This is a genomic window from Staphylococcus aureus (genome assembly GCF_001027105.1).
Classification (GTDB): domain Bacteria; phylum Bacillota; class Bacilli; order Staphylococcales; family Staphylococcaceae; genus Staphylococcus; species Staphylococcus aureus.
In genome coordinates this window covers 1,186,347-1,206,166 of record NZ_CP011526.1, presented here as the reverse complement: position 1 = coordinate 1,206,166, position 19,820 = coordinate 1,186,347, and the positions used below count along the sequence as shown (strand labels likewise).

Below are 19,820 nucleotides of genomic sequence, written 5' to 3'. Positions count from 1 at the left end.
CAAGTTGTCCTCCTAAGCTTTCTTGCCTGTATTATTCACACGTACACCTTGTACATATATATTGATTGAATTTACTGATACATTAAGTGATTTTTCCAAAGTATATTTCACTGTTGATTGTACATTATTGGCAACTTCAGATATTTTCACACCGTAACTTACAATAATGTACATATCTATATCCACTACGCCATTATTTTCAGTTACTTTGATGCCTTTAGCATAATTTTCATGTCCTAGTATTTCCGCAATACCATCTCTAACTTGTTGTCTAGATGCCATACCTACAATACCATAACATTCAACGGCCTTTCCACCTACAACCGAAGCAATCACTTCGTTTGAAATATCAATTTTACCGTAATCATTTGAAATCTCTAATGTCATATCTTTGTCCCTCCTAAATTTCAAAGTTTATTATTCGTTTTCCCTAATCACTTTTAAAATTTTACCACTTAGTGTAGTCATAAACGCTTTAAGTTTCATTGATTATTTTTATAAAATATCAATGGTACAACTTATCAGAATGACTTACGCTTAAATCACCTATTATATTTTGAGTAAACTGAATTTACACTCATGACGATTATCTATAGGCGTTTTCTTTTAATAGATGTAGTATCATTAAATAAAAATTTTAAATGTTTCATTCACTTATTTCTCTAAAATATCATACTACATAACTTCACAGTCTACAATTATATCACAAAACTCAGTATTTTTGACTTTTATGTGAAAATTATTCATTGTTTTTCAAATGAAACTATGCTATCTTAATTAAGTATATAAGTAGTTATGTGTATTTATATTTATTAAAGGAGGTACTCATATGGGTAAACAATGTTTCGTAACAGGTCGTAAAGCTTCGACTGGTAACAGACGTTCACACGCTTTAAACTCTACTAAACGTAGATGGAACGCTAACCTTCAAAAAGTTAGAATCCTAGTTGACGGTAAACCTAAAAAAGTTTGGGTTTCTGCACGTGCTTTAAAATCTGGTAAAGTAACTAGAGTTTAATAAATATATTGCACATAAAAAATGTGACCTTATGTGGAGGACACATTTACTTAAGAACTAAGAGCTCAACCTCTTAGTTCTTTTTTTGTTACCAAACAATACATAATGGTTCATAGTGAAATTCGAACTATCAATATAATTTGGTTAATACGTTTAATAATGGTTCTCTGTCAAATTGGACTTATGGGTTCAATATCGATTTTGGCACATAAATCAATGTACTAGGACCTACAATTTTCCTTTCAATAATAAATCACGCCATAATCTTCATTAATTACAGCGTGATTCATCTATTATTATGTTATAAATTCTATCTATAAACGTCACTTTATTAAATAACTCATGCACTTTATTAAAAATCCTCACAAATTTGAATATACTTAATTTAAATCTGTACTTCTAATTTGCAAAATCAACCCATCATGTACAGTTACTTTCGCTTGCAAAGACTCAATTTCATTTGAAATAGTTAAAGTAGAACCTATATTAAGCATTTGTCTAGCTAAATTATATTTAAAACCTGCTAGAGAAAGTTCTACATCATCAGTCATCGGTATAAATGAAATGTACGGATAACTCTTATCTTTTTCAACTGTATGTTGACCTTTAGGCAATAATTCAATTTTATTTTGTTGATCGATAACTTCTATATGAACATCATGTTTATAATATGCTTTTTTCAATAATAACTGAATTGCCCCAAAAAAGTGATCTAATCGTCCGCCTGTTGCACCATAAATTGTAATACTATCAAATCCAAGTGCAACAGCTTTATCAACCGCTAAAGCTAAATCCGTATCAGCTTTTTCAGCTTGAACTGGTTTGATTTGTAACTGTTCTGTTAGAAGTTGGCGTTCTTCTTTACTGACTGAATCAAAGTCTCCCACTGAGAAAAAAGGGATAATTTGATGCTTCAATAAAATCAAAGCACCTCTATCAACGCCGCCCCATTTACCTTCATTACTTTTGGCCCAAATATCTTGCGGCAAGTGTCGATCAGAACATAATAAATTTATATGCATATACACTCAACCTTTCAATGCTTGTGTGACTTTTTTATAATCCTCTTGTTTAAAGAAAAATGAACCTGTTACTAGCATTGTAGCACCATTTTCAACACAAACTTTCGCTGTATCGGTATTTACGCCTCCATCAACTTCAATATCAAAGTTTAATTGACGTTCCATTTTAATAGCATTAAGACCCGCTATTTTTTCTACGCATTGATCAATAAATGATTGACCACCAAACCCTGGGTTAACTGTCATCACTAGTACATAATCAACAATGTCTAAAATAGGTTCAATTTGTGATATTGGTGTACCAGGATTAATTACTACACCAGCTTTTTTATCTAAATGTTTAATCATTTGAATAGCACGATGAATATGAGGCGTTGATTCGACATGAATTGAAATCATATCGGCACCATGTTCTGCAAATGATGCAATATACTTTTCTGGATTTTCAATCATCAAATGTACGTCTATAGGTAATGTTGTGCCTTTTCTTACTGCATCTAATATTGGTAAACCAATAGATATATTAGGCACAAATTGACCATCCATAACATCAAAATGAACTCCGTCGACGCCTGCTTCTTCAAGTCGTTTTAATTCATGTTGTAAATCCAAAAAATCAACAGATAATAATGATGGATATAGTTTTGTCATTTAATATCTAACCTTTCTATTTGAAATTTCATTAAATAGTTGTAAATAATGGTCGTATCTAAATTGCGCAATATTCCCTATCTCTAATTGATGCTTAACATTACAATTAGGTTCTTTGATATGATTACAATTCCTAAACTTACATGTTTCACCATATCGATTTAATTCAAGAAAATAATCTTTTATTTCATCTTTATCTATATGATCAAAATCTAAAGCACTGAATCCAGGTGTGTCTGCAATATAACCGTTTTGACGTTCGAATAGTTCGACATGTCTTGTAGTATGCTTTCCTCGATTTAATGATTTTGATATATCATTTGTCTCAAGATTAAGTTCTGGACGATAATGATTTAAGAAAGTGGACTTACCGACACCTGATTGACCACTAAGTACTATAAGTCCAGCTGGCCAAGCTTCTACAATTTTTTTTCGATCATCATCATTTCCAATAAATTCAGTCTCATAGCCAATATTTTCATATATTTTCAACAACTCATTTATTTCGAACTGCTTTTCAATTGGTGTTTTATCTTTTTTAGTCACCAAAATTCTCGCATTTAACTGATACGAATGTGCAATAACTAAAAATCGATCTAATAATTGCGTTGAAAAATTTGGCTCGACAGCACTCATTACAATTACTAGTGTATCTATATTACTTACAGGTGGTCTTTTCAACTCATTTTCCCGCTCAAACACTTGATGAATATAACCTTCGTTAATGTTTTGAACTTCAAATTCCACTATATCACCAACTACCGGTGAAAATTTTTTCTTTCTAAATAATCCTCGTGGTTTTGTATTGAAACGTTCGCCATTAACGTCTACTTGATATACCCCACTAATTGATTTCACTATTCGACCTGTCTTCAAAATGGCACCTCTCGATTAATTTTACTGCATTTATTATATCAAAGACTGGAAAATTAATATATAAATGATCATTTCAAATGATATAAATATTGTGAGAGTGATACAGAATTGATAGACAATGCTCACCTGTATATGATGACATGAAGCATTTTAAAACTACCGCAATCTCAACATAAAAATACCGAGACTTCCAAATAGAAACCTCGGTACATTTACTTCAATTATATTTATACATCATCATAGCTGACTTCTTTTTCAGCTACAGTTTTACCGTCAACTTTAACAATATAACTTGCTGTTTTTCCTTTTTCAATTCTTAAAGGAATGTCTATACGTTGATCACTAGTAATATCGAAACTACCTTTTTCAGTTGAACCGTCATTATCTTTATCTTTAATATAAACTTTAACTTTTTGTGACTTATCATTTTTACCAGTGTATGGTACATCTACCGATTCAGTTGTCGTTTTGACATCTGATGAGTCACTTTTTTTACCTTTAGAAACAACAAATGAAATCGTTGACCCCTCATCTACTGATTTTCCTTTAGGAGATTGAGAAATCACATCACCCTCATCAATATCGTCACTATACTCTTCCTTACTTTCAACTTTAAACCCTTTTTCTTCTAAGGCTTTTTTAGCTTTGCTAAAGGATTTATGTTCAAAGTCTTCTACATAAACTTGCTTAATGCCTAAAGATTCATATAGTTTAATATTAGAATCATGAATAGCGATTTCAGTATTTGCGGTTACACTTTGATTTGCAATGTATCCTTTTGGCGCTTGATTATTATATACTTTTTCAATCGTAACATCTTTAAGACCTAACGATTTTAATTTCTGCAAGGCTTCCTCCTTAGGTAAACCAATGACATTTGGCATTTTAACCTTTTCAGGGCCCTTTGATATAACAACATCAACACTGTCACCACGTTCAACACGTTCACCAGTATTAGGAGTTGTCTTAATAATTTCATTTTCAGGATATTTATCACTATAACTTCTAGAAATTTTACCCAATTTCAGGTTGTTTTTATTGAATATTTGCTCTGCTTCTTTTACAGATTTCCCGATTACATCAGGTGTCTCTTCGTATTTATTACCAAACATTGCCATTGCCACAAAAGAAACAAGTGCAATCATTAACAACGAAAAGATTAGTGATAAGAGCACAATCTTTCGTGTTGATTTCTTTTTAGGTTTTGGTTCGTACACCGTACCTTCTGGCTTTTGGAATTGCTGATGATGAGCAGGCCCATTTACAATAGGTACTTGCGTCGTTTCACGTTTAGGTTGATTCGACTTATGTTCACTAATATGCTTTGCTAGATCTTCTTTTTTCAAAGGTACCGCTATCGTTTTCATTTTATCGAGTTCATAGACATCTTCATTCGCTCGATTTTCATGTAAAACACTACTCAAATCATCTTTCATTTCTTGAATTGTTTTGTAACGATTCGCTTTGTCTTTTTCTGTAGCGCGTAAAATGACATTACTTAAAGATTGCGGAATATCCTTACGTACATCTGTTGTCACATTTGGCACAGAATCCTGAATATGTTTAATCGCAATGCTAACTGCAGTTTCTCCATTAAAGGGTGGTTCACCAACAAGCATTTCATATAACACAATACCTATAGAATAAATATCTGTACATTCATCCGTTGCCTCACCTTTTGCTTGTTCTGGCGAAAAGTACTGCACAGTACCTAACACATGATTAGTCTGAGTTAAAGACGTCTCACTTAAAGCTTTAGCAATTCCAAAATCAAATATTTTCAACGTTTTATTGCTGTCAATTAATATATTTTGTGGCTTAATATCTCTATGTACAATACGCATATCATGCGCATGTTTAATGCCATCCAATATTTGATTCGTAAAATTAATCGCTGTGTCAACACTTAATGGCCCATGACTTTCAATATACTCAGACAAAGTCGGACCTTCGATATATTCCATTACTAAGTAGTAACAGTCATCTTCTTCATCAACATCGATCATACTTACTATATTTTGATGTGATAGCTGTGATGAGTTATGTACTTCTCGTTCAAAACGTTTTAATGTTTCTTCTTTTTCTCTAGGTGGTATAAAAATCGCCTTAATTGCAACTTTAATGTTAAGTATCGTATCTTCAGCAAGATAAACGGTACTCATGCCACCGCCGCCAAGCTTATCTACAATTTTATATCGTTCATTTATTATTTTACCTATCATACTTTATCACCTTCAATAGCCGCGAGTATGAAAGTAACGTTATCTTTCGAATGGTTATCTAATGCCAATTGCATTAATTGATCACCATGATCTTCTATTGTACCTTCTTTTACTAACAAACGCTTAATTTCATTGTCTTTAACATAATCAGTTAATCCATCTGAATTTAATAATAAATAATCATAAAAATTTAATCGCTTAATAAACAAATCTGGACTCACACGTTTATCTGTGCCCATCACCTTCGTAATAATATTACGTTGTGGATGTGTAAATGCTTCTTCCGGCGTAATTTGACCCGTTAAAACAAGATGATTAACAAATGAGTGATCACTAGTAATTTGTTCAATTTGTCGACTATTAATAACATAGGCTCTAGAATCACCGACATTTGCTATCACAACTGATTTTTCAAAAACAAGTGCACAAACACATGTTGTACCCATACCTTTATATTCTGCATTTTCTTGTGCATAGTGATATAACTGAAAATTTATATCTTTTATATTATTACGCAACCAATTTTCAGCTTGATGTTGTTCTATAAGATTTTCCGCTTCAAAACGGGATTTCAACTCATCTGTAACAAATTTACTTGCAACTTCTCCTGCTTTATGGCCACCCATACCATCACACAGAACTAAAAGTTGTTGATTAGTTTGATTATAAAAAATACCACCCGCATCTTCATTCTTATCTCTATGTTGTCCAGTATCAGTAAAAAATTGTGCCTCTAGCATTTGTCTTTACCTCGTTTCTACTTGTCGTTCCTTTGCTCTTAATTGACCACAAGCTGCGTCAATATCCGAACCTTGTTCACGACGTATTGTGGCATTAATTCCTAGTCTCTTTAATTCTTTTTCAAATTTAAAGATATCATTTTTAGCCGTTTTCACATAATTTCTTTCTGGAACATGGTTGACAGGAATTAAGTTAACATGGCAGTTTAAGCCTTTTATTAAATGTGCTAATTCTCTTGCATGTTCTAGTTGGTCATTCACACCACCAAACAGACCATATTCAAAAGTAACACGACGATTTGTTTTTTCTTGATAATATTGAATTGCTTCGATTAACTTCTCAACATTATATGCACGGTTAATTGGCATCAAGCGTGATCGCACTTCATCTTTTGCGGCGTGTAAGCTTACAGCAAAATTAATTTGAATATCTTCATCCGCAAAGTCATATATTCTAGGAATGATACCTGATGTTGATACTGTAATGTGACGTGCACCAATATTTAAACTGTTATCATCATTGACGATTCTTAAAAAGTCCATCATTTCATCATAATTTTCAAATGGTTCACCGATACCCATTATGACAATTTGAGATACGCGCTCTTCTGTAGCATCAAGGGCTTTTTGAACTGTTAAAACTTGTGAAACAATTTCGCCAGCTTCAAGGTTTCTTTTTAAGCCGCCAAGTGTAGAAGCACAAAACGTACATCCGATGCGACAACCTACTTGTGTCGTTACACATACTGAATTTCCATAATCATGTCTCATTAAAACAGTTTCAATTGTATAGCCATCTTGTAATTCAAATAAGAATTTAATTGTACCGTCTTTACTTTCTTGTTTTACTACAGTTGTTAAAGTTGTAACAGTAAAGTTATCTTTTAAAAGCTGTCGTAAGTCTTTCGATAAGTTCGTCATTTCATCAATCGAATCTACTCTTTTTTGATATAACCATTCAAAAATCTGTTTCGCTCGAAATTTTTGTTGCCCTTGTTCAACGAGCCAGTTTTGCATTTCGTCAAATCGCAATGAATATATTGATTGCTTGTCAAAATTTGGAAGAAATTTATTCTTCTTTTTCTTTTCAGCAGTTATCATTCCTAATTGTCCTTTCTTTTTATCTTAGTGATAAAGAATCCATCTGAATTAAAGTCTTGCGGCATGATTTGTAACGTTTTGACCAACTCTCCAGTTATCGGATGTTGAAACGGTTCAAATTCGAAGTTTTTATTATTTTTCAAAAACGTATAAATCACGTTTTCATTTTCTAGTTGCTCAATTGTACATGTTGAATAGATGATTTCTCCACCTATTTTTACATTGTTTTTTACATTTTCCAATATTTCAAGCTGTAATTCAACTAGTGACTCAATATGTTGTTTGCTTTGAGTATACTTAATCTCCGGCTTATGTCTCATTACACCTAATCCGCTACATGGTGCATCAACAAGTATCTTATCGTATGTTTTATCATAAGGTTTTGTCGCATCATGTTGAAAAGCTTTAATATTTGTTAATCGTAATTTTTTTATATTAAAATTAATTAAGTCTATTTTGTGATCATGTATATCTGAAGCGTCAACTTGCCCTTCTGGCATTAAAACTTCAGCAATGTGACAAGCTTTACCGCCAGGTGCACTACATGCATCTAATACGTGATCATGTCGGTCTACATTCATAATGTGTGCAACAAACATTGAGCTTTTATCTTGAATTGAAACGAATCCATCTTTAAATGAACGAGAATGAATAATTGGTTGTCCTCCTATATGGAGACAATAAGGTAAGTCATGATCTTTTTCAACGTCATAACCTTCGTCTTGCAACTTTTCAATAATATCATCTAATGATGCTCGCGTCAGGTTGGCACGCACAGTTGTTGATGTCGTTTCTAAAAATGACTGTAAAATTTTTTCAGTTTCTTCGAGACCATAATGTGTTGCCCAATGATCTATAATCCACTTCGGCATACTATACTCGATTGCCATTCTTTTTTTAGGATCTGCAATTTCATTAAAATCAGGTAAGTCACTACGCATCATTGTACGTAAAATACCATTTACGACATTACCATTATGATAGCCACCGCGTTCTTTTGCTATTTCAACTGCTTCATTAATAATGGCATGATTTGGAACTTTATCTAAATAAACATATTGATAAATACTCATCCATAATAATTGCCTAACCCATGCCTTAATCTTTGTTTTCACAAAAGGCTTTAAATAAAAATCTAACGTATATTTTCTTTTAACGGTTCCGTAGACAATTTCTGTAAATAAAGCCTTATCCATTGCATTTAATTCATTTTCTGACAACACTTCATTGATACGCAAGTTACTATACGCACCTTCATTTAATATATCTTGAATCGTGTCAAAAGCAAGACTTCTCACGTTTTCTATCATATAAGTTTCTTCCCTACTAGTGTGTTTTGCGCACCACTTAAATAATTGGCAGCTAACATTCTCTTTTTCCCAGCTAATTGCATATCTTTAATTGCAACAGCTTCATTATCATTTGTAGCAACAATAATGGCTTTTTTAGTCGTTTCTATAATGGTTCCAGGCTCGTTTATCTTATTAGTCTCAACGAGTTCAGCATCGTATATTTTCAAGTTAGTGTCATCCATAGTTGTATAAGCAACTGGCCATGGTGATAATCCACGAATTTGATTAAACACTTGTCTTCCTGGTTTATTCCAGCTAATTCGCTCATCTTCGCGTCGAATATTGGAAGCAAATGTTGCTTGCGTATCATCTTGAGGTACGCTTTCATTTGTGCCCTCTATAATAGATGGTAAAGTTTCTTTTAATAAATCTGCCCCTAATACACTTAATTTATCATGCATCGTACCGACATTATCATTTTCTTCTATTTTAATTGCTTGTTGCGAAATAATATTACCCGCATCTAATTTTTTAACCATATACATAATTGTTATGCCGGTTTCTTGTTCACCATCGATAATTGCCTGATGAATTGGTGCACCACCTCTATACTTCGGTAACAATGATGCATGTACATTAATTGCCCCAAGATTTGGTAATGCCAACAATGATTCAGGTAATAATTGTCCAAAAGCAGCAGTTACAATTAAATCTACATCTAATTGAAGCAATTGTTCTAATTCTTCTGATCCACTTAATTTTTCAGGTTGATATACAGGTAAATCATATTTCATTGCAACTTTTTTAACTGGTGGTGGTGTCATAACACGTTTACGTCCAACAGGTCGATCTGGTTGCGTTACGACTGCAATGACATCATGTTCTGCAATAAGCATTTCTAAAACAGTTGTTGAAAAGTCTGGTGTACCCATAAATATTATTTTAGTCATTTATAAAATATGCCTCCACTTCTTTATCTGTTAAAATACGGTCCGCACGTTCTGTAAAAGGGATACCGTTCATTTGATCTATAATATGCAAAATCATTCTTGCTACATCTTCATGTGCAGTTAGTTCAACTTTGTTCCCATTGACGTCATAACTTTCGACAACTATCATTTTACTTCTTGTCACTTCGCCGTAAACATCTGGCAATGTAATTGAACCTTCTAAGTCTGTTATTGTTTCATTTGATTGACTAATAATTTTCGGATTAACAAGTTGTAATAATCCTTCCATTTCCATATCAATAATTGCCACTTGCAATGACTGATTAATTTGAGGTGCACATAAGCCAGCAGCTTCTTGTGCATACATTGTATCTTCTAAATCTTGTAATAATCTTTTTAACGAATCATCAAATGTTTTAACTGCTTGCGCTTTTTTCGTTAAAATAGGATGCGATGCTGGTACTAACTTTTTAATCGCCATAACTCTTACTCCTCAATAAAATTCATCAAACTATTATAACGTAAATATATTAAAAATGCGACCTTACATCATAGAATGTATATTTTTCAATTTGAAGATTGTCATGTGATTCATTACGTATATTTCACACGTAAAATAATACAATGCAACTGAAATGTAATCCTAAATTTATTGTAAGGATTGAATAACTGAAATTTAGATGATTGGGAATGCTTAAACTAGAATGTTTGAACTAAAAGTGGGTATAATAAAAAGAGAAGCTAATGTCATTATAAGCAATTCAACTGGAGGGAAAGAAATGCAAGTAAACAAAGTTATTTATATTTTATTAGCATTGTTCTTAGGTAGTTTTGGTATTCATAAATTTTATGCCGGCAAGAATATGCAAGGTATTCTACACTTAATATTCTGTTGGACAGGTATCCCACACATTTTAGCAATTATTAGTGCAGTGATTACTGTTTTCAAACCTGCTGATGAACAAGGTAATGTCACTTTATAAATTGATAAAAATAAATCCCGATGACAATCATTTATTATTTGCGAATCATAGAGTTATAGTTATTACGAACTCTATGTGATAAGCAGTAATGCTGATTGTTTATCGGGATTATTATTGCGATTATTTAATGTAGTACACTATTTATTTTTCACACAGTAAATACTATTTTAAAGAATCATCTGACGCTGTTTCATAGTTTGATTCATACTCTTTAATATATTTACTTAAAACAACAAAATGTGCGTTACCAAAATCACTAGATGCATTTAAGAAATCCATATGTACTAAATTTAAAACTTTTGGATCTGGATTAGACTTGTCTTCATAATTTTTTGGTGAAAAAGTGAAATAGGCCAATGCCGGCAACACTTCATCTTTAGTATCCTTTGATCCATGTGTCATAAATGAAACGCTTGTTAAAGGTACTCCGAAAGATTTGATTTGAGCTACGCTATATGGAACTGGTTTTGGATGATCAAGTTTAGTTAGCTGACTTAATTTTTTTAACTTAGAATAATCGTCATATTTAATTGCATCATCTTTATGTATTACGTAAGATCCTGGTTCGACTGATGCATAAACTAACTTTCCATCTTTATATTTTGTCATAATTTCTGCGTAAAAAACAGGTGTGTTTGAATTGCCAATTTTCTTTCCATCTGGATCTACATACCAATAATCAACTTGTTTTACATCATCGTGTGTTTCAATCACTTTCCTTTTTATACCTTTCTTACCTTTAAAGAATGCATCAACATCTTTTATTGAAGATCCTTTTGAATCTTTAGTAAATCTATAATCTGCAAGTTCCACTTTACCCATTAATTCTTTGTAATCTTTCCATCCTTGAATCCCTTTACTATTCGTAAACGACTTTTCTGTCATTAATGGATCCAACTTATCAAGAGATGGCGCATCTTTAATTCCTTTCATTTTCTTCTCTATTTCTTCATATTTCTCTAAATCTGGATCTTTCTCTTCTTCCGATTCTTTTTTTACAGTTTCTTGTTTTGATTCTTCTGATTTCTTTGATGATAATTTATGATTCCCACCAAAAGAACAACCTGCTACGACTAAAAGCATAATTAAAAGTAAACATCCCAGTGTCTTTTTCATAAACTTTCTCCTCTTAAGTTATTTTGTTTGAATCAAATAAACATACATAAATTTAAAAAACTTATTTATATTGATATTTTACATTAACCATCAATATTTTTAAATACTTTAATTGATAATTTAAGAAAATTGTTTTGTCTAATAATTTAAGTAGTTAAAACATAGATAGATATAAAATAGTTTATAGCCATTAATTTATAAGTTTAAAATTCGCACTATTTCAATTTGCCATTTAAAAATAGTTTGTTTAATCATTAGTACTTTTATTCATCAGTAAGTATGGCGCTTGCATTAAAATCAGAATTCGTAAATGAAAATACTAATAAATTCCTTATCAAACCAAAATCACGTAAGTTATAAAGCCATATAAAAAGACAGAATATAAACTGCTAATTTAAATAGTTAACAGTTGTATATTCTGCCCTTTTTCTGTACTTAAAGTAAATATTCAAACACTGGTTCAAATACTCGTACATACTGAACTTGTTTCTAATAATTAGTAATGTTACATCATCATCTGTGGATCAATATCAATCTTCAATGCTAATTTTTCTTTTATAAATTTTTCATGGTAATAGTCATCTAAAAACTGAATGGCTTGTAATAATCCAGGTTCACTTTTATATTTCACTAAAATTTGGAATCTAAATTCATTGTTGATTCTCGCAAGTGCTGCCGGAGATGGACCTAGTACAAGCGCTTTTTCTGTTAAATGCTGTAATAAAATTTTATGAACATGCTGCGATGCTACCATAACCTTCTTCATTTCTTTATGTGAGATTGTGAAATTAATCAAATAATAATACGGTGGATACTTTCCTAATTTACGATATTCCATTTCCTGACGATAAAATGTTAAATAATCATTTTTTTGAACATCCAATATTGAATAATGATCTGGATTATACGTTTGAATGATGACTTGACCTGCCTTTTCATGACGACCAGCTCTACCAGCCACTTGCGTTAATAGTTGATAAGTACGTTCGCTCGCCCGAAAATCAGGTAAATTTAACATTGTATCTGCATTCAGCACACCAACTAAAGTAATATTTGGATAATCTAATCCTTTCGCAATCATCTGAGTACCTAGTAAAATGTCACCGTTACCTTTTTCGAATTCAGTCAATAACTTTTCATGTGCACCTTTCTTTGAGGTTGTATCTACATCCATCCTAATTATGCGCGCATCTTCAAATTCTTGTTGCAATAGTTCTTCAACTTTCTGAGTACCAGTACCTACTTGTCGAATGTGTTCACTCTCACAATTTGGACATTGATTCGGTGGCGTCTCTTGGTAACCACAATAGTGACATTTTAATAAGTCTGTCGTTTTATGATACGTTAATGAAATATCACAGTTTGGACATTGCGGTACATATCCACAATCCCGACATAACATAAACGATGCATAACCACGTCGATTTAAAAATAAAACAACTTGTTCCTGTCGATCTAATCTTAATTGTATGGCTTCACGTAAATCTTTTGAAAACATTGACCGATTACCTTCACTCAATTCTTCACGCATGTCTACTATATCAATTTCAGGTAAAGCTTGTTGGTTCACTCTGTTTGGTAATGATAGCAAATGATAAACGCCTTTTTCAGCTCGTGCATAACTTTCAAGACATGGTGTTGCACTTCCTAAAATGACTGGACAGTGATGATATTCACTTCGCCATTGGGCAATTTCTCTAGCGTGATATCTCGGATAATCTTCTTGTTTATATGTAGATTCATGTTCTTCATCAATGATGATTAACCCTAAATTTTTGAAAGGTGCGAACACACTTGACCTTGCACCAACACTTACTCTCGCACGACCATCCCTAATTTTTTGCCATTCATCATAACGTTCCCCATTAGATAAGCCAGAATGTAATACAGCAACGTCATCACCAAATCGACGTTTGAAGCGTAAAACCATTTGCGGTGTTAGAGCGATTTCAGGAACTAACATCATCGCCTGTTTTCCTTGGCTTAAAACATCTTCTATCGTTTGTAAATATACTTCTGTTTTACCTGATCCCGTCACACCATGAAGTAAAAATGTTTCTTGCTCTTGGCTTACAATTTTAGCTTTAATCGCTTCATATGCTTTATATTGGTCTTCTGTTAATTGCTGTTTTGATTCTTGTTCGAAAACACGATCTTTAAATGGGTCTCTTTCAACAACCGCGTCATATTTTTCAACATAACCTTTTTTGATAAGTCCATCTAAACTGGATTTTGAAAAGCCCATATCCTCAATATCAGTTAAAAATATTGTTTTATGTTGTTCTTCAGACAAGTAAGCATACAAATCGTATTGTTTAATAACTTTCTCCAACTTAGCTAATACTTCATCAGGATGATACCCTTCAATGACACGAACAGCACGCTTGGTTTTTTTAGTTATATTTTGTGTGAGAATCGTTTTTTCTTCAACGATATCATCTTTTAACAACTTCATAAGCAATTGAATATCATTATTTTTTTGCGCATCTTTATAATAATAGTAACCATGCTTATCAAATTTTTGTAATAAAGCTGAAGGTAGCTCTATGTCATCTTTCATCTTAAATGCTTTTTTATACTTCGCTTTAATAGCACTCGGAAGCATCACTTCTAGCATAGAAATACGTTTAATGACATGAGTTGAACCCATCCACTCACTTAAAGCTATTAATTCTGATGTTAATTCTGGTTGTATATCTTTCACTTCTATGATTTTTTTTAACTTCGAAACGTCAAGTTGTGCATCAGGTTCTGCTGTTACTTCCATTACATAACCTTGAATCGTTCTTGGTCCAAAAGGTACAATTACACGCACACCAGGTTGGATGACAGATTCGAGTTGTTCGGGAATTATATAATCAAATTTATAGTCAACGCTCTTCGACGCGACATCGACTATGACTTTCGCTATCATTATTGCCACCTAGTTTCTAGTTCATCTAAAATTTGTGCAGCTAATACTACTTTTTTTCCTTTCTTGATATTTACTTTTTCATTATTTTTAAAATGCATTGTCAATTCATTATCATCAGAACTAAATCCGATAGACATATCCCCAACATTATTTGAAATAATCACATCTGCATTTTTCTTGCGTAATTTTTGTTGTGCATAATTTTCAATATCTTCAGTCTCTGCTGCAAAGCCTATTAAATACTGTGATGTTTTATGTTCACCTAAATATTTAAGAATGTCTTTAGTACGTTTAAAAGATACTGACAAATCACCATCCTGCTTTTTCATCTTATGTTCTAATACATCAACCGGTGTATAGTCAGATACGGCTGCTGCTTTTACAACAATATCTTGTTCGTCAAATCGGCTTGTCACTTGTTCAAACATTTCTTCAGCACTTTGAACATGAATAACTTCAATATCTTTTGGATCCTCTAGTGTTGTAGGACCAGCAACTAACGTCACGATAGCTCCTCGATTTCGCAATGCTTCAGCTATTGCATAGCCCATTTTTCCAGAAGAACGATTGGATACAAATCTGACTGGATCGATAACTTCAATAGTTGGTCCTGCTGTAACCAATGCGCGTTTATCTTGAAATGAACTATTAGCTAAACGATTACTATTTTGAAAATGAGCATCAATTACAGAAACGATTTGAAGCGGTTCTTCCATACGTCCTTTAGCAACATAACCACATGCTAGAAATCCGCTTCCTGGTTCGATAAAATGATACCCATCTTCTTTTAAAATATTAATATTTTGCTGCGTACGTTTATTTTCATACATATGCACATTCATAGCAGGCGCAATAAATTTCGGTGTCTCTGTTGCTAGCAACGTTGATGTCACCAAATCATCAGCAATACCTACACTCAATTTTGCAATTGTATTTGCCGTTGCAGGTGCAACAATGATTGCATCTGCCCAATCACCTAATGCAATATGCTGTATTTCTGAAGGATTTTCTTCTATAAAAGTATCTGTATAAACAGCATTTCGACTTATTGCTTGAAATGCTAATGGTGTCACAAATTTTTGTGCGTGATTCGTTAACATAACGCGAACTTCATACCCAGATTGTGTTAACTTACTTGTCAAATCAATTGCTTTATATGCCGCAATGCCACCTGTAACGGCTAATAATATTTTCTTCATATTCAATCTCCCTTAAATATCACTATGACATTTACGCTTTACATCATCATATGCGCACAAATGCTCATTACTTTTTTATAGATACAAATTTAGTATTATTATAACATCAATCATTGGATAAACTAAAAAAACACACCTACATAGGTGCGTTTGATTTGGATATGCCTTGACGTATTTGATGTACGTCTAGCTTCACATATTTTTAATGGTCGAAACTATTCTTTACCATAATAATCACTTGAAATAACAGGGCGAATTTTACCGTCAGCAATTTCTTCTAACGCTCTACCAACTGGTTTAAATGAATGATATTCACTTAATAATTCAGTTTCAGGTTGTTCATCAATTTCACGCGCTCTTTTCGCTGCAGTTGTTGCAATTAAATACTTTGATTTAATTTGTGACGTTAATTGGTTTAAAGGTGGATTTAACATTATTTTTTAGCCTCCAAAATCATTTTTCTATACTTAGCTTCTACGCGCTCTCTTTTTAAGTGCTCAGCTTCTACAATACATTGAATTCTATTCTTCGCAAGTTCTACTTCATCATTAACTACAACGTAATCGTATAAATTCATCATTTCAACTTCTTTACGCGCTTCGTTAATACGACTTTGTATTTTCTCATCAGATTCTGTTCCTCTACCTACTAATCGCTCTCTCAAGTGTTCTAAACTTGGAGGTGCTAAGAAAATAAATAGCGCATCTGGAAATTTCTTTCTAACTTGCTTTGCACCTTCTACTTCAATTTCTAAAAATACATCATGACCTTCGTCCATTGTATCTTTAACATATTGAACTGGTGTACCATAATAGTTGCCTACATATTCAGCATATTCTATAAATTGGTCATCTTTGATTAAAGCTTCAAACGCATCCCTAGTTTTAAAAAAGTAATCTACGCCATCAACTTCACCTTCACGCATTTGACGTGTTGTCATTGAAATAGAATACTTATATGATGTACTTGGATCTTCAAATATTCGTTTTCTAACAGTACCTTTACCTACTCCAGATGGTCCTGATAAAACGATTAACAATCCTTTTTCATTATCCATGCCTTACGACCTCTCTAAGCTAATCTTCTATTATTTAAATATGATATCACATTGTTCTTTATATTGTATAGCATATTTGAAATTGCATGCCATAATTTCTATTAAGTCTAACAATATCGTTATATTGCACGATTAATTTTAATTAAATAAATTGAATTGCAAACTTTTAGATAATGTAAAATGTATGGCATAATGTATGGTTCAATAACTATACTGAAAAGTTACAATCATGTTAAAATGAAACGAATGATATGAAGAAGGTGGAAGATAAATTATGGCTTATGATGGCTTATTTACAAAGAAAATGGTTGAGTCTCTACAATTTTTAACAACAGGACGCGTTCACAAAATCAATCAACCTGATAATGACACGATACTAATGGTTGTACGTCAAAATAGACAAAACCATCAATTGTTATTGTCAATCCATCCAAACTTTTCAAGATTACAATTGACTACTAAAAAATATGATAATCCATTTAATCCACCCATGTTTGCGCGTGTTTTTAGAAAACACTTAGAAGGTGGTATTATCGAATCGATTAAGCAAATTGGTAATGATCGTCGCATTGAAATCGATATAAAGAGTAAAGATGAAATTGGCGATACTATTTACCGCACTGTCATCCTTGAGATTATGGGTAAACATAGTAACTTAATTTTAGTAGATGAAAATCGCAAAATAATTGAAGGATTTAAACACTTAACACCAAATACGAATCACTATCGTACAGTAATGCCAGGATTTAATTATGAAGCACCACCTACTCAGCACAAAATAAATCCGTATGATATTACAGGTGCAGAGGTGTTGAAATATATCGATTTTAACGCAGGTAATATTGCTAAACAATTATTGAATCAGTTTGAAGGATTTAGCCCTTTAATTACGAATGAAATCGTTAGTCGTCGTCAATTTATGACTTCATCAACATTACCAGAAGCATTTGACGAAGTAATGGCAGAAACCAAGTTACCACCTACTCCTATTTTTCATAAAAATCATGAAACAGGTAAAGAGGATTTCTATTTTATAAAGTTAAATCAATTTAATGATGATACAGTTACATACGATTCATTAAATGATTTGCTTGATCGTTTTTATGATGCGCGTGGCGAACGTGAACGCGTTAAACAACGTGCGAATGATTTAGTTCGATTTGTTCAACAGCAGTTGCACAAATATCAAAATAAATTAGCGAAGTTGATTGAAGAATATGAGCAGTCTAAAAATAAAGATACTGAACAGTTATATGGTGAATTGATCACTGCTAATATATATCGAATTAAGCAAGGCGATAAAGAAGTGACGGCATTGAATTATTATACGAATGAAGAAGTTGTCATTCCTTTAAATCCTACAAAATCCCCATCAGCAAATGCTCAATATTATTATAAACAATATAATCGTATGAAAACGAGAGAACGTGAATTACAACATCAAATTCAATTGACGAAAGACAATATAGATTATTTTTCAACAATCGAACAACAATTACATCATATTTCTGTCCATGACATTGATGAAATTAGAGATGAATTAGCAGAACAAGGCTTTATGAAACAGCGTAAAAATCAAACTAAGAAAAAGAAAGCGCAGATTCAATTACAACATTATGTATCAACTGATGGCGACGATATATATGTTGGTAAGAATAACAAGCAAAATGATTATTTAACAAATAAAAAAGCTAAAAAAACTCACACATGGTTACACACAAAAGATATTCCTGGTTCACATGTCGTTATATTTAATGATGCACCAAGTGATACGACAATCAAGGAAGCGGCTATGTTAGCAGGATACTTTTCAAAAGCTGGTAATTCTGGACAAATACCTGTTGATTATACATTAATTAAAAATGTGCATAAACCATCAGGTGCAAAGCCTGGGTTTGTAACATATGACAATCAAAAAACTTTGTATGCTACACCTGATTATGAACTTATTCAAAAAATGAAACAATCATAATCAAGTTGTCGACAAATAAACACCTCACAAAAGAAAGTAGTCCTTTCTTATGGTGAGGTGTTTATTTATTATTTAATGCGTTCATTGAAACGAAGTATCGTGTTTTTAAATAACGTATCATCATTTAAGTTACAAATTATCTTTGTGATTTTAAAAATGAGTGAAACTAAAATGCTAATGTGTACTTAAAATAGAAATACATAGGTAAAACGCATGCATAAGAAAAAGTGTTTCTTTATCATTCAACGCTGTGCGAATCCTTTTACTCAGGTAATGCTAATTGAAAACTTACTCCAAACTTATCTTGAACCCAAGCAAACTCTCTGTATGGTGGCATATTCGTTTTTGGCATTAAAATGGCACCTTCATCTTTTAATCCATTAAATAGTCGTTCCATTTCAATAGTATCTTTTACTGTAACAAATAATGAAATCGCAGGATTCATTGGTAATTCTGTGCCACTATTAGCATCAATCGCCATGAATACTTGTCCATTTAATGTAAATATTGAGTGTTGTACAGTCCCGGGATCACCAGGTCCATTTTCACCATACTTAGCCATTGTTATAATCTCACTATCTTCAAATAAGCTTGTGTATAGTTTAACAGCTTCTTCAGCTTGGTTATTAAACATTAAAAATGTCGTGATTTTTGGAATATCCATGCTATGCCTCCTATAGATTGAACTTCTATAACTACTATTATCT

The 19,820-nt window shown here is 32.4% G+C and carries 19 protein-coding genes; 3 read left to right on the top strand and 16 right to left on the bottom strand.

The features are described 5' to 3' along the window. Window positions 1–12 precede the first annotated feature (12 nt). Window positions 13–387, bottom strand: a complete 375-nt coding sequence (locus AA076_RS06095; protein ID WP_000171418.1) for an Asp23/Gls24 family envelope stress response protein — start codon at window positions 385–387, stop codon at window positions 13–15. 442 nt (window positions 388–829) lie between these two features. On the opposite strand from AA076_RS06095, the gene rpmB reads away from it, so the two are divergent. After that, window positions 830–1,018: a 50S ribosomal protein L28 gene (gene rpmB, locus AA076_RS06090; protein WP_000517908.1), complete on the top strand. Its 189-nt coding sequence runs from the start codon at window positions 830–832 to the stop codon at window positions 1,016–1,018. Between the two features lie 380 nt (window positions 1,019–1,398). Here the strand turns inward: rpmB and AA076_RS06085 are convergent, their stop codons facing one another. The 9 genes from AA076_RS06085 to AA076_RS06045 all read right to left on the bottom strand — a co-directional run bounded on the left by AA076_RS06085 (window position 1,399) and on the right by AA076_RS06045 (window position 10,353). Next, window positions 1,399–2,040 carry a thiamine diphosphokinase gene (locus AA076_RS06085; protein WP_000547905.1) on the bottom strand — a complete coding sequence of 214 codons (642 nt, stop codon included), beginning with the start codon at window positions 2,038–2,040 and terminating at the stop codon, window positions 1,399–1,401. A gap of 6 nt (window positions 2,041–2,046) precedes the next feature. Next, the gene (gene rpe, locus AA076_RS06080; protein WP_000164332.1) at window positions 2,047–2,691 is read right to left on the bottom strand and encodes a ribulose-phosphate 3-epimerase; all 645 of its coding nucleotides are present in this window, start codon (window positions 2,689–2,691) and stop codon (window positions 2,047–2,049) included. After that, window positions 2,692–3,567 (bottom strand): ribosome small subunit-dependent GTPase A, encoded by an 876-nt coding sequence (gene rsgA / locus AA076_RS06075; protein WP_000847933.1) that lies wholly within the window; start codon window positions 3,565–3,567, stop codon window positions 2,692–2,694. It lies immediately after the preceding gene. Between the two features lie 227 nt (window positions 3,568–3,794). Beyond that, window positions 3,795–5,789: a serine/threonine protein kinase Stk1 gene (gene pknB / locus AA076_RS06070; RefSeq protein WP_000579564.1), complete on the bottom strand. Its 1,995-nt coding sequence runs from the start codon at window positions 5,787–5,789 to the stop codon at window positions 3,795–3,797. Next, a complete protein-coding gene (locus AA076_RS06065; protein ID WP_000888494.1) occupies window positions 5,786–6,529 on the bottom strand; it encodes a protein-serine/threonine phosphatase Stp1 in 744 nt (247 codons plus the stop codon). Before AA076_RS06065 ends, pknB begins: the two co-directional genes overlap by 4 nt. 6 nt (window positions 6,530–6,535) lie before the next feature. Continuing rightward, on the bottom strand, window positions 6,536–7,630 hold the full coding sequence (gene rlmN / locus AA076_RS06060) for a dual-specificity RNA methyltransferase RlmN (protein ID WP_000626897.1): 1,095 nt from the start codon (window positions 7,628–7,630) through the stop codon (window positions 6,536–6,538). Between the two features lie 2 nt (window positions 7,631–7,632). Then, window positions 7,633–8,940 carry a 16S rRNA (cytosine(967)-C(5))-methyltransferase RsmB gene (rsmB, locus tag AA076_RS06055; RefSeq protein ID WP_000572227.1) on the bottom strand — a complete coding sequence of 436 codons (1,308 nt, stop codon included), beginning with the start codon at window positions 8,938–8,940 and terminating at the stop codon, window positions 7,633–7,635. Continuing rightward, window positions 8,937–9,872, bottom strand: a complete 936-nt coding sequence (gene fmt / locus AA076_RS06050; protein WP_000161299.1) for a methionyl-tRNA formyltransferase — start codon at window positions 9,870–9,872, stop codon at window positions 8,937–8,939. The genes rsmB and fmt overlap by 4 nt, the downstream gene beginning before the upstream one ends. Next, window positions 9,865–10,353, bottom strand: a complete 489-nt coding sequence (locus AA076_RS06045) for a peptide deformylase (RefSeq protein ID WP_000985293.1) — start codon at window positions 10,351–10,353, stop codon at window positions 9,865–9,867. The genes fmt and AA076_RS06045 overlap by 8 nt, the downstream gene beginning before the upstream one ends. 298 nt (window positions 10,354–10,651) lie before the next feature. On the opposite strand from AA076_RS06045, the gene AA076_RS06040 reads away from it, so the two are divergent. Next, entirely contained in the window at window positions 10,652–10,855 is a 204-nt protein-coding gene (locus AA076_RS06040) for a TM2 domain-containing protein (protein ID WP_001198024.1), read from the top strand. 162 nt (window positions 10,856–11,017) lie between these two features. On the opposite strand, the gene AA076_RS06035 is transcribed toward AA076_RS06040, so the two are convergent. The 5 genes from AA076_RS06035 to gmk form a co-directional block, all read right to left on the bottom strand. Next, window positions 11,018–11,971 carry a hypothetical protein gene (locus AA076_RS06035; RefSeq protein ID WP_000751704.1) on the bottom strand — a complete coding sequence of 318 codons (954 nt, stop codon included), beginning with the start codon at window positions 11,969–11,971 and terminating at the stop codon, window positions 11,018–11,020. Window positions 11,972–12,476: 505 nt separating this feature from the next. Continuing rightward, entirely contained in the window at window positions 12,477–14,885 is a 2,409-nt protein-coding gene (gene priA / locus AA076_RS06030) for a primosomal protein N' (RefSeq protein WP_000560841.1), read from the bottom strand. Next, window positions 14,885–16,084 carry a bifunctional phosphopantothenoylcysteine decarboxylase/phosphopantothenate--cysteine ligase CoaBC gene (coaBC, locus tag AA076_RS06025; protein ID WP_000722165.1) on the bottom strand — a complete coding sequence of 400 codons (1,200 nt, stop codon included), beginning with the start codon at window positions 16,082–16,084 and terminating at the stop codon, window positions 14,885–14,887. The genes priA and coaBC overlap by 1 nt, the downstream gene beginning before the upstream one ends. A gap of 215 nt (window positions 16,085–16,299) precedes the next feature. After that, on the bottom strand, window positions 16,300–16,518 hold the full coding sequence (gene rpoZ / locus AA076_RS06020) for a DNA-directed RNA polymerase subunit omega (protein ID WP_000933956.1): 219 nt from the start codon (window positions 16,516–16,518) through the stop codon (window positions 16,300–16,302). Continuing rightward, window positions 16,518–17,141, bottom strand: a complete 624-nt coding sequence (gene gmk, locus AA076_RS06015) for a guanylate kinase (RefSeq protein WP_000368227.1) — start codon at window positions 17,139–17,141, stop codon at window positions 16,518–16,520. Before gmk ends, rpoZ begins: the two co-directional genes overlap by 1 nt. A gap of 274 nt (window positions 17,142–17,415) precedes the next feature. Between gmk and AA076_RS06010 the strand changes: the two genes are divergently transcribed. Continuing rightward, window positions 17,416–19,113 carry an Rqc2 family fibronectin-binding protein gene (locus AA076_RS06010; protein WP_000312769.1) on the top strand — a complete coding sequence of 566 codons (1,698 nt, stop codon included), beginning with the start codon at window positions 17,416–17,418 and terminating at the stop codon, window positions 19,111–19,113. A gap of 262 nt (window positions 19,114–19,375) precedes the next feature. Here AA076_RS06010 and AA076_RS06005 read toward each other — a convergent pair whose 3' ends face one another. Further along, window positions 19,376–19,777 carry a VOC family protein gene (locus AA076_RS06005; protein WP_000354184.1) on the bottom strand — a complete coding sequence of 134 codons (402 nt, stop codon included), beginning with the start codon at window positions 19,775–19,777 and terminating at the stop codon, window positions 19,376–19,378. Between the last annotated feature and the right edge of the window lie 43 nt (window positions 19,778–19,820).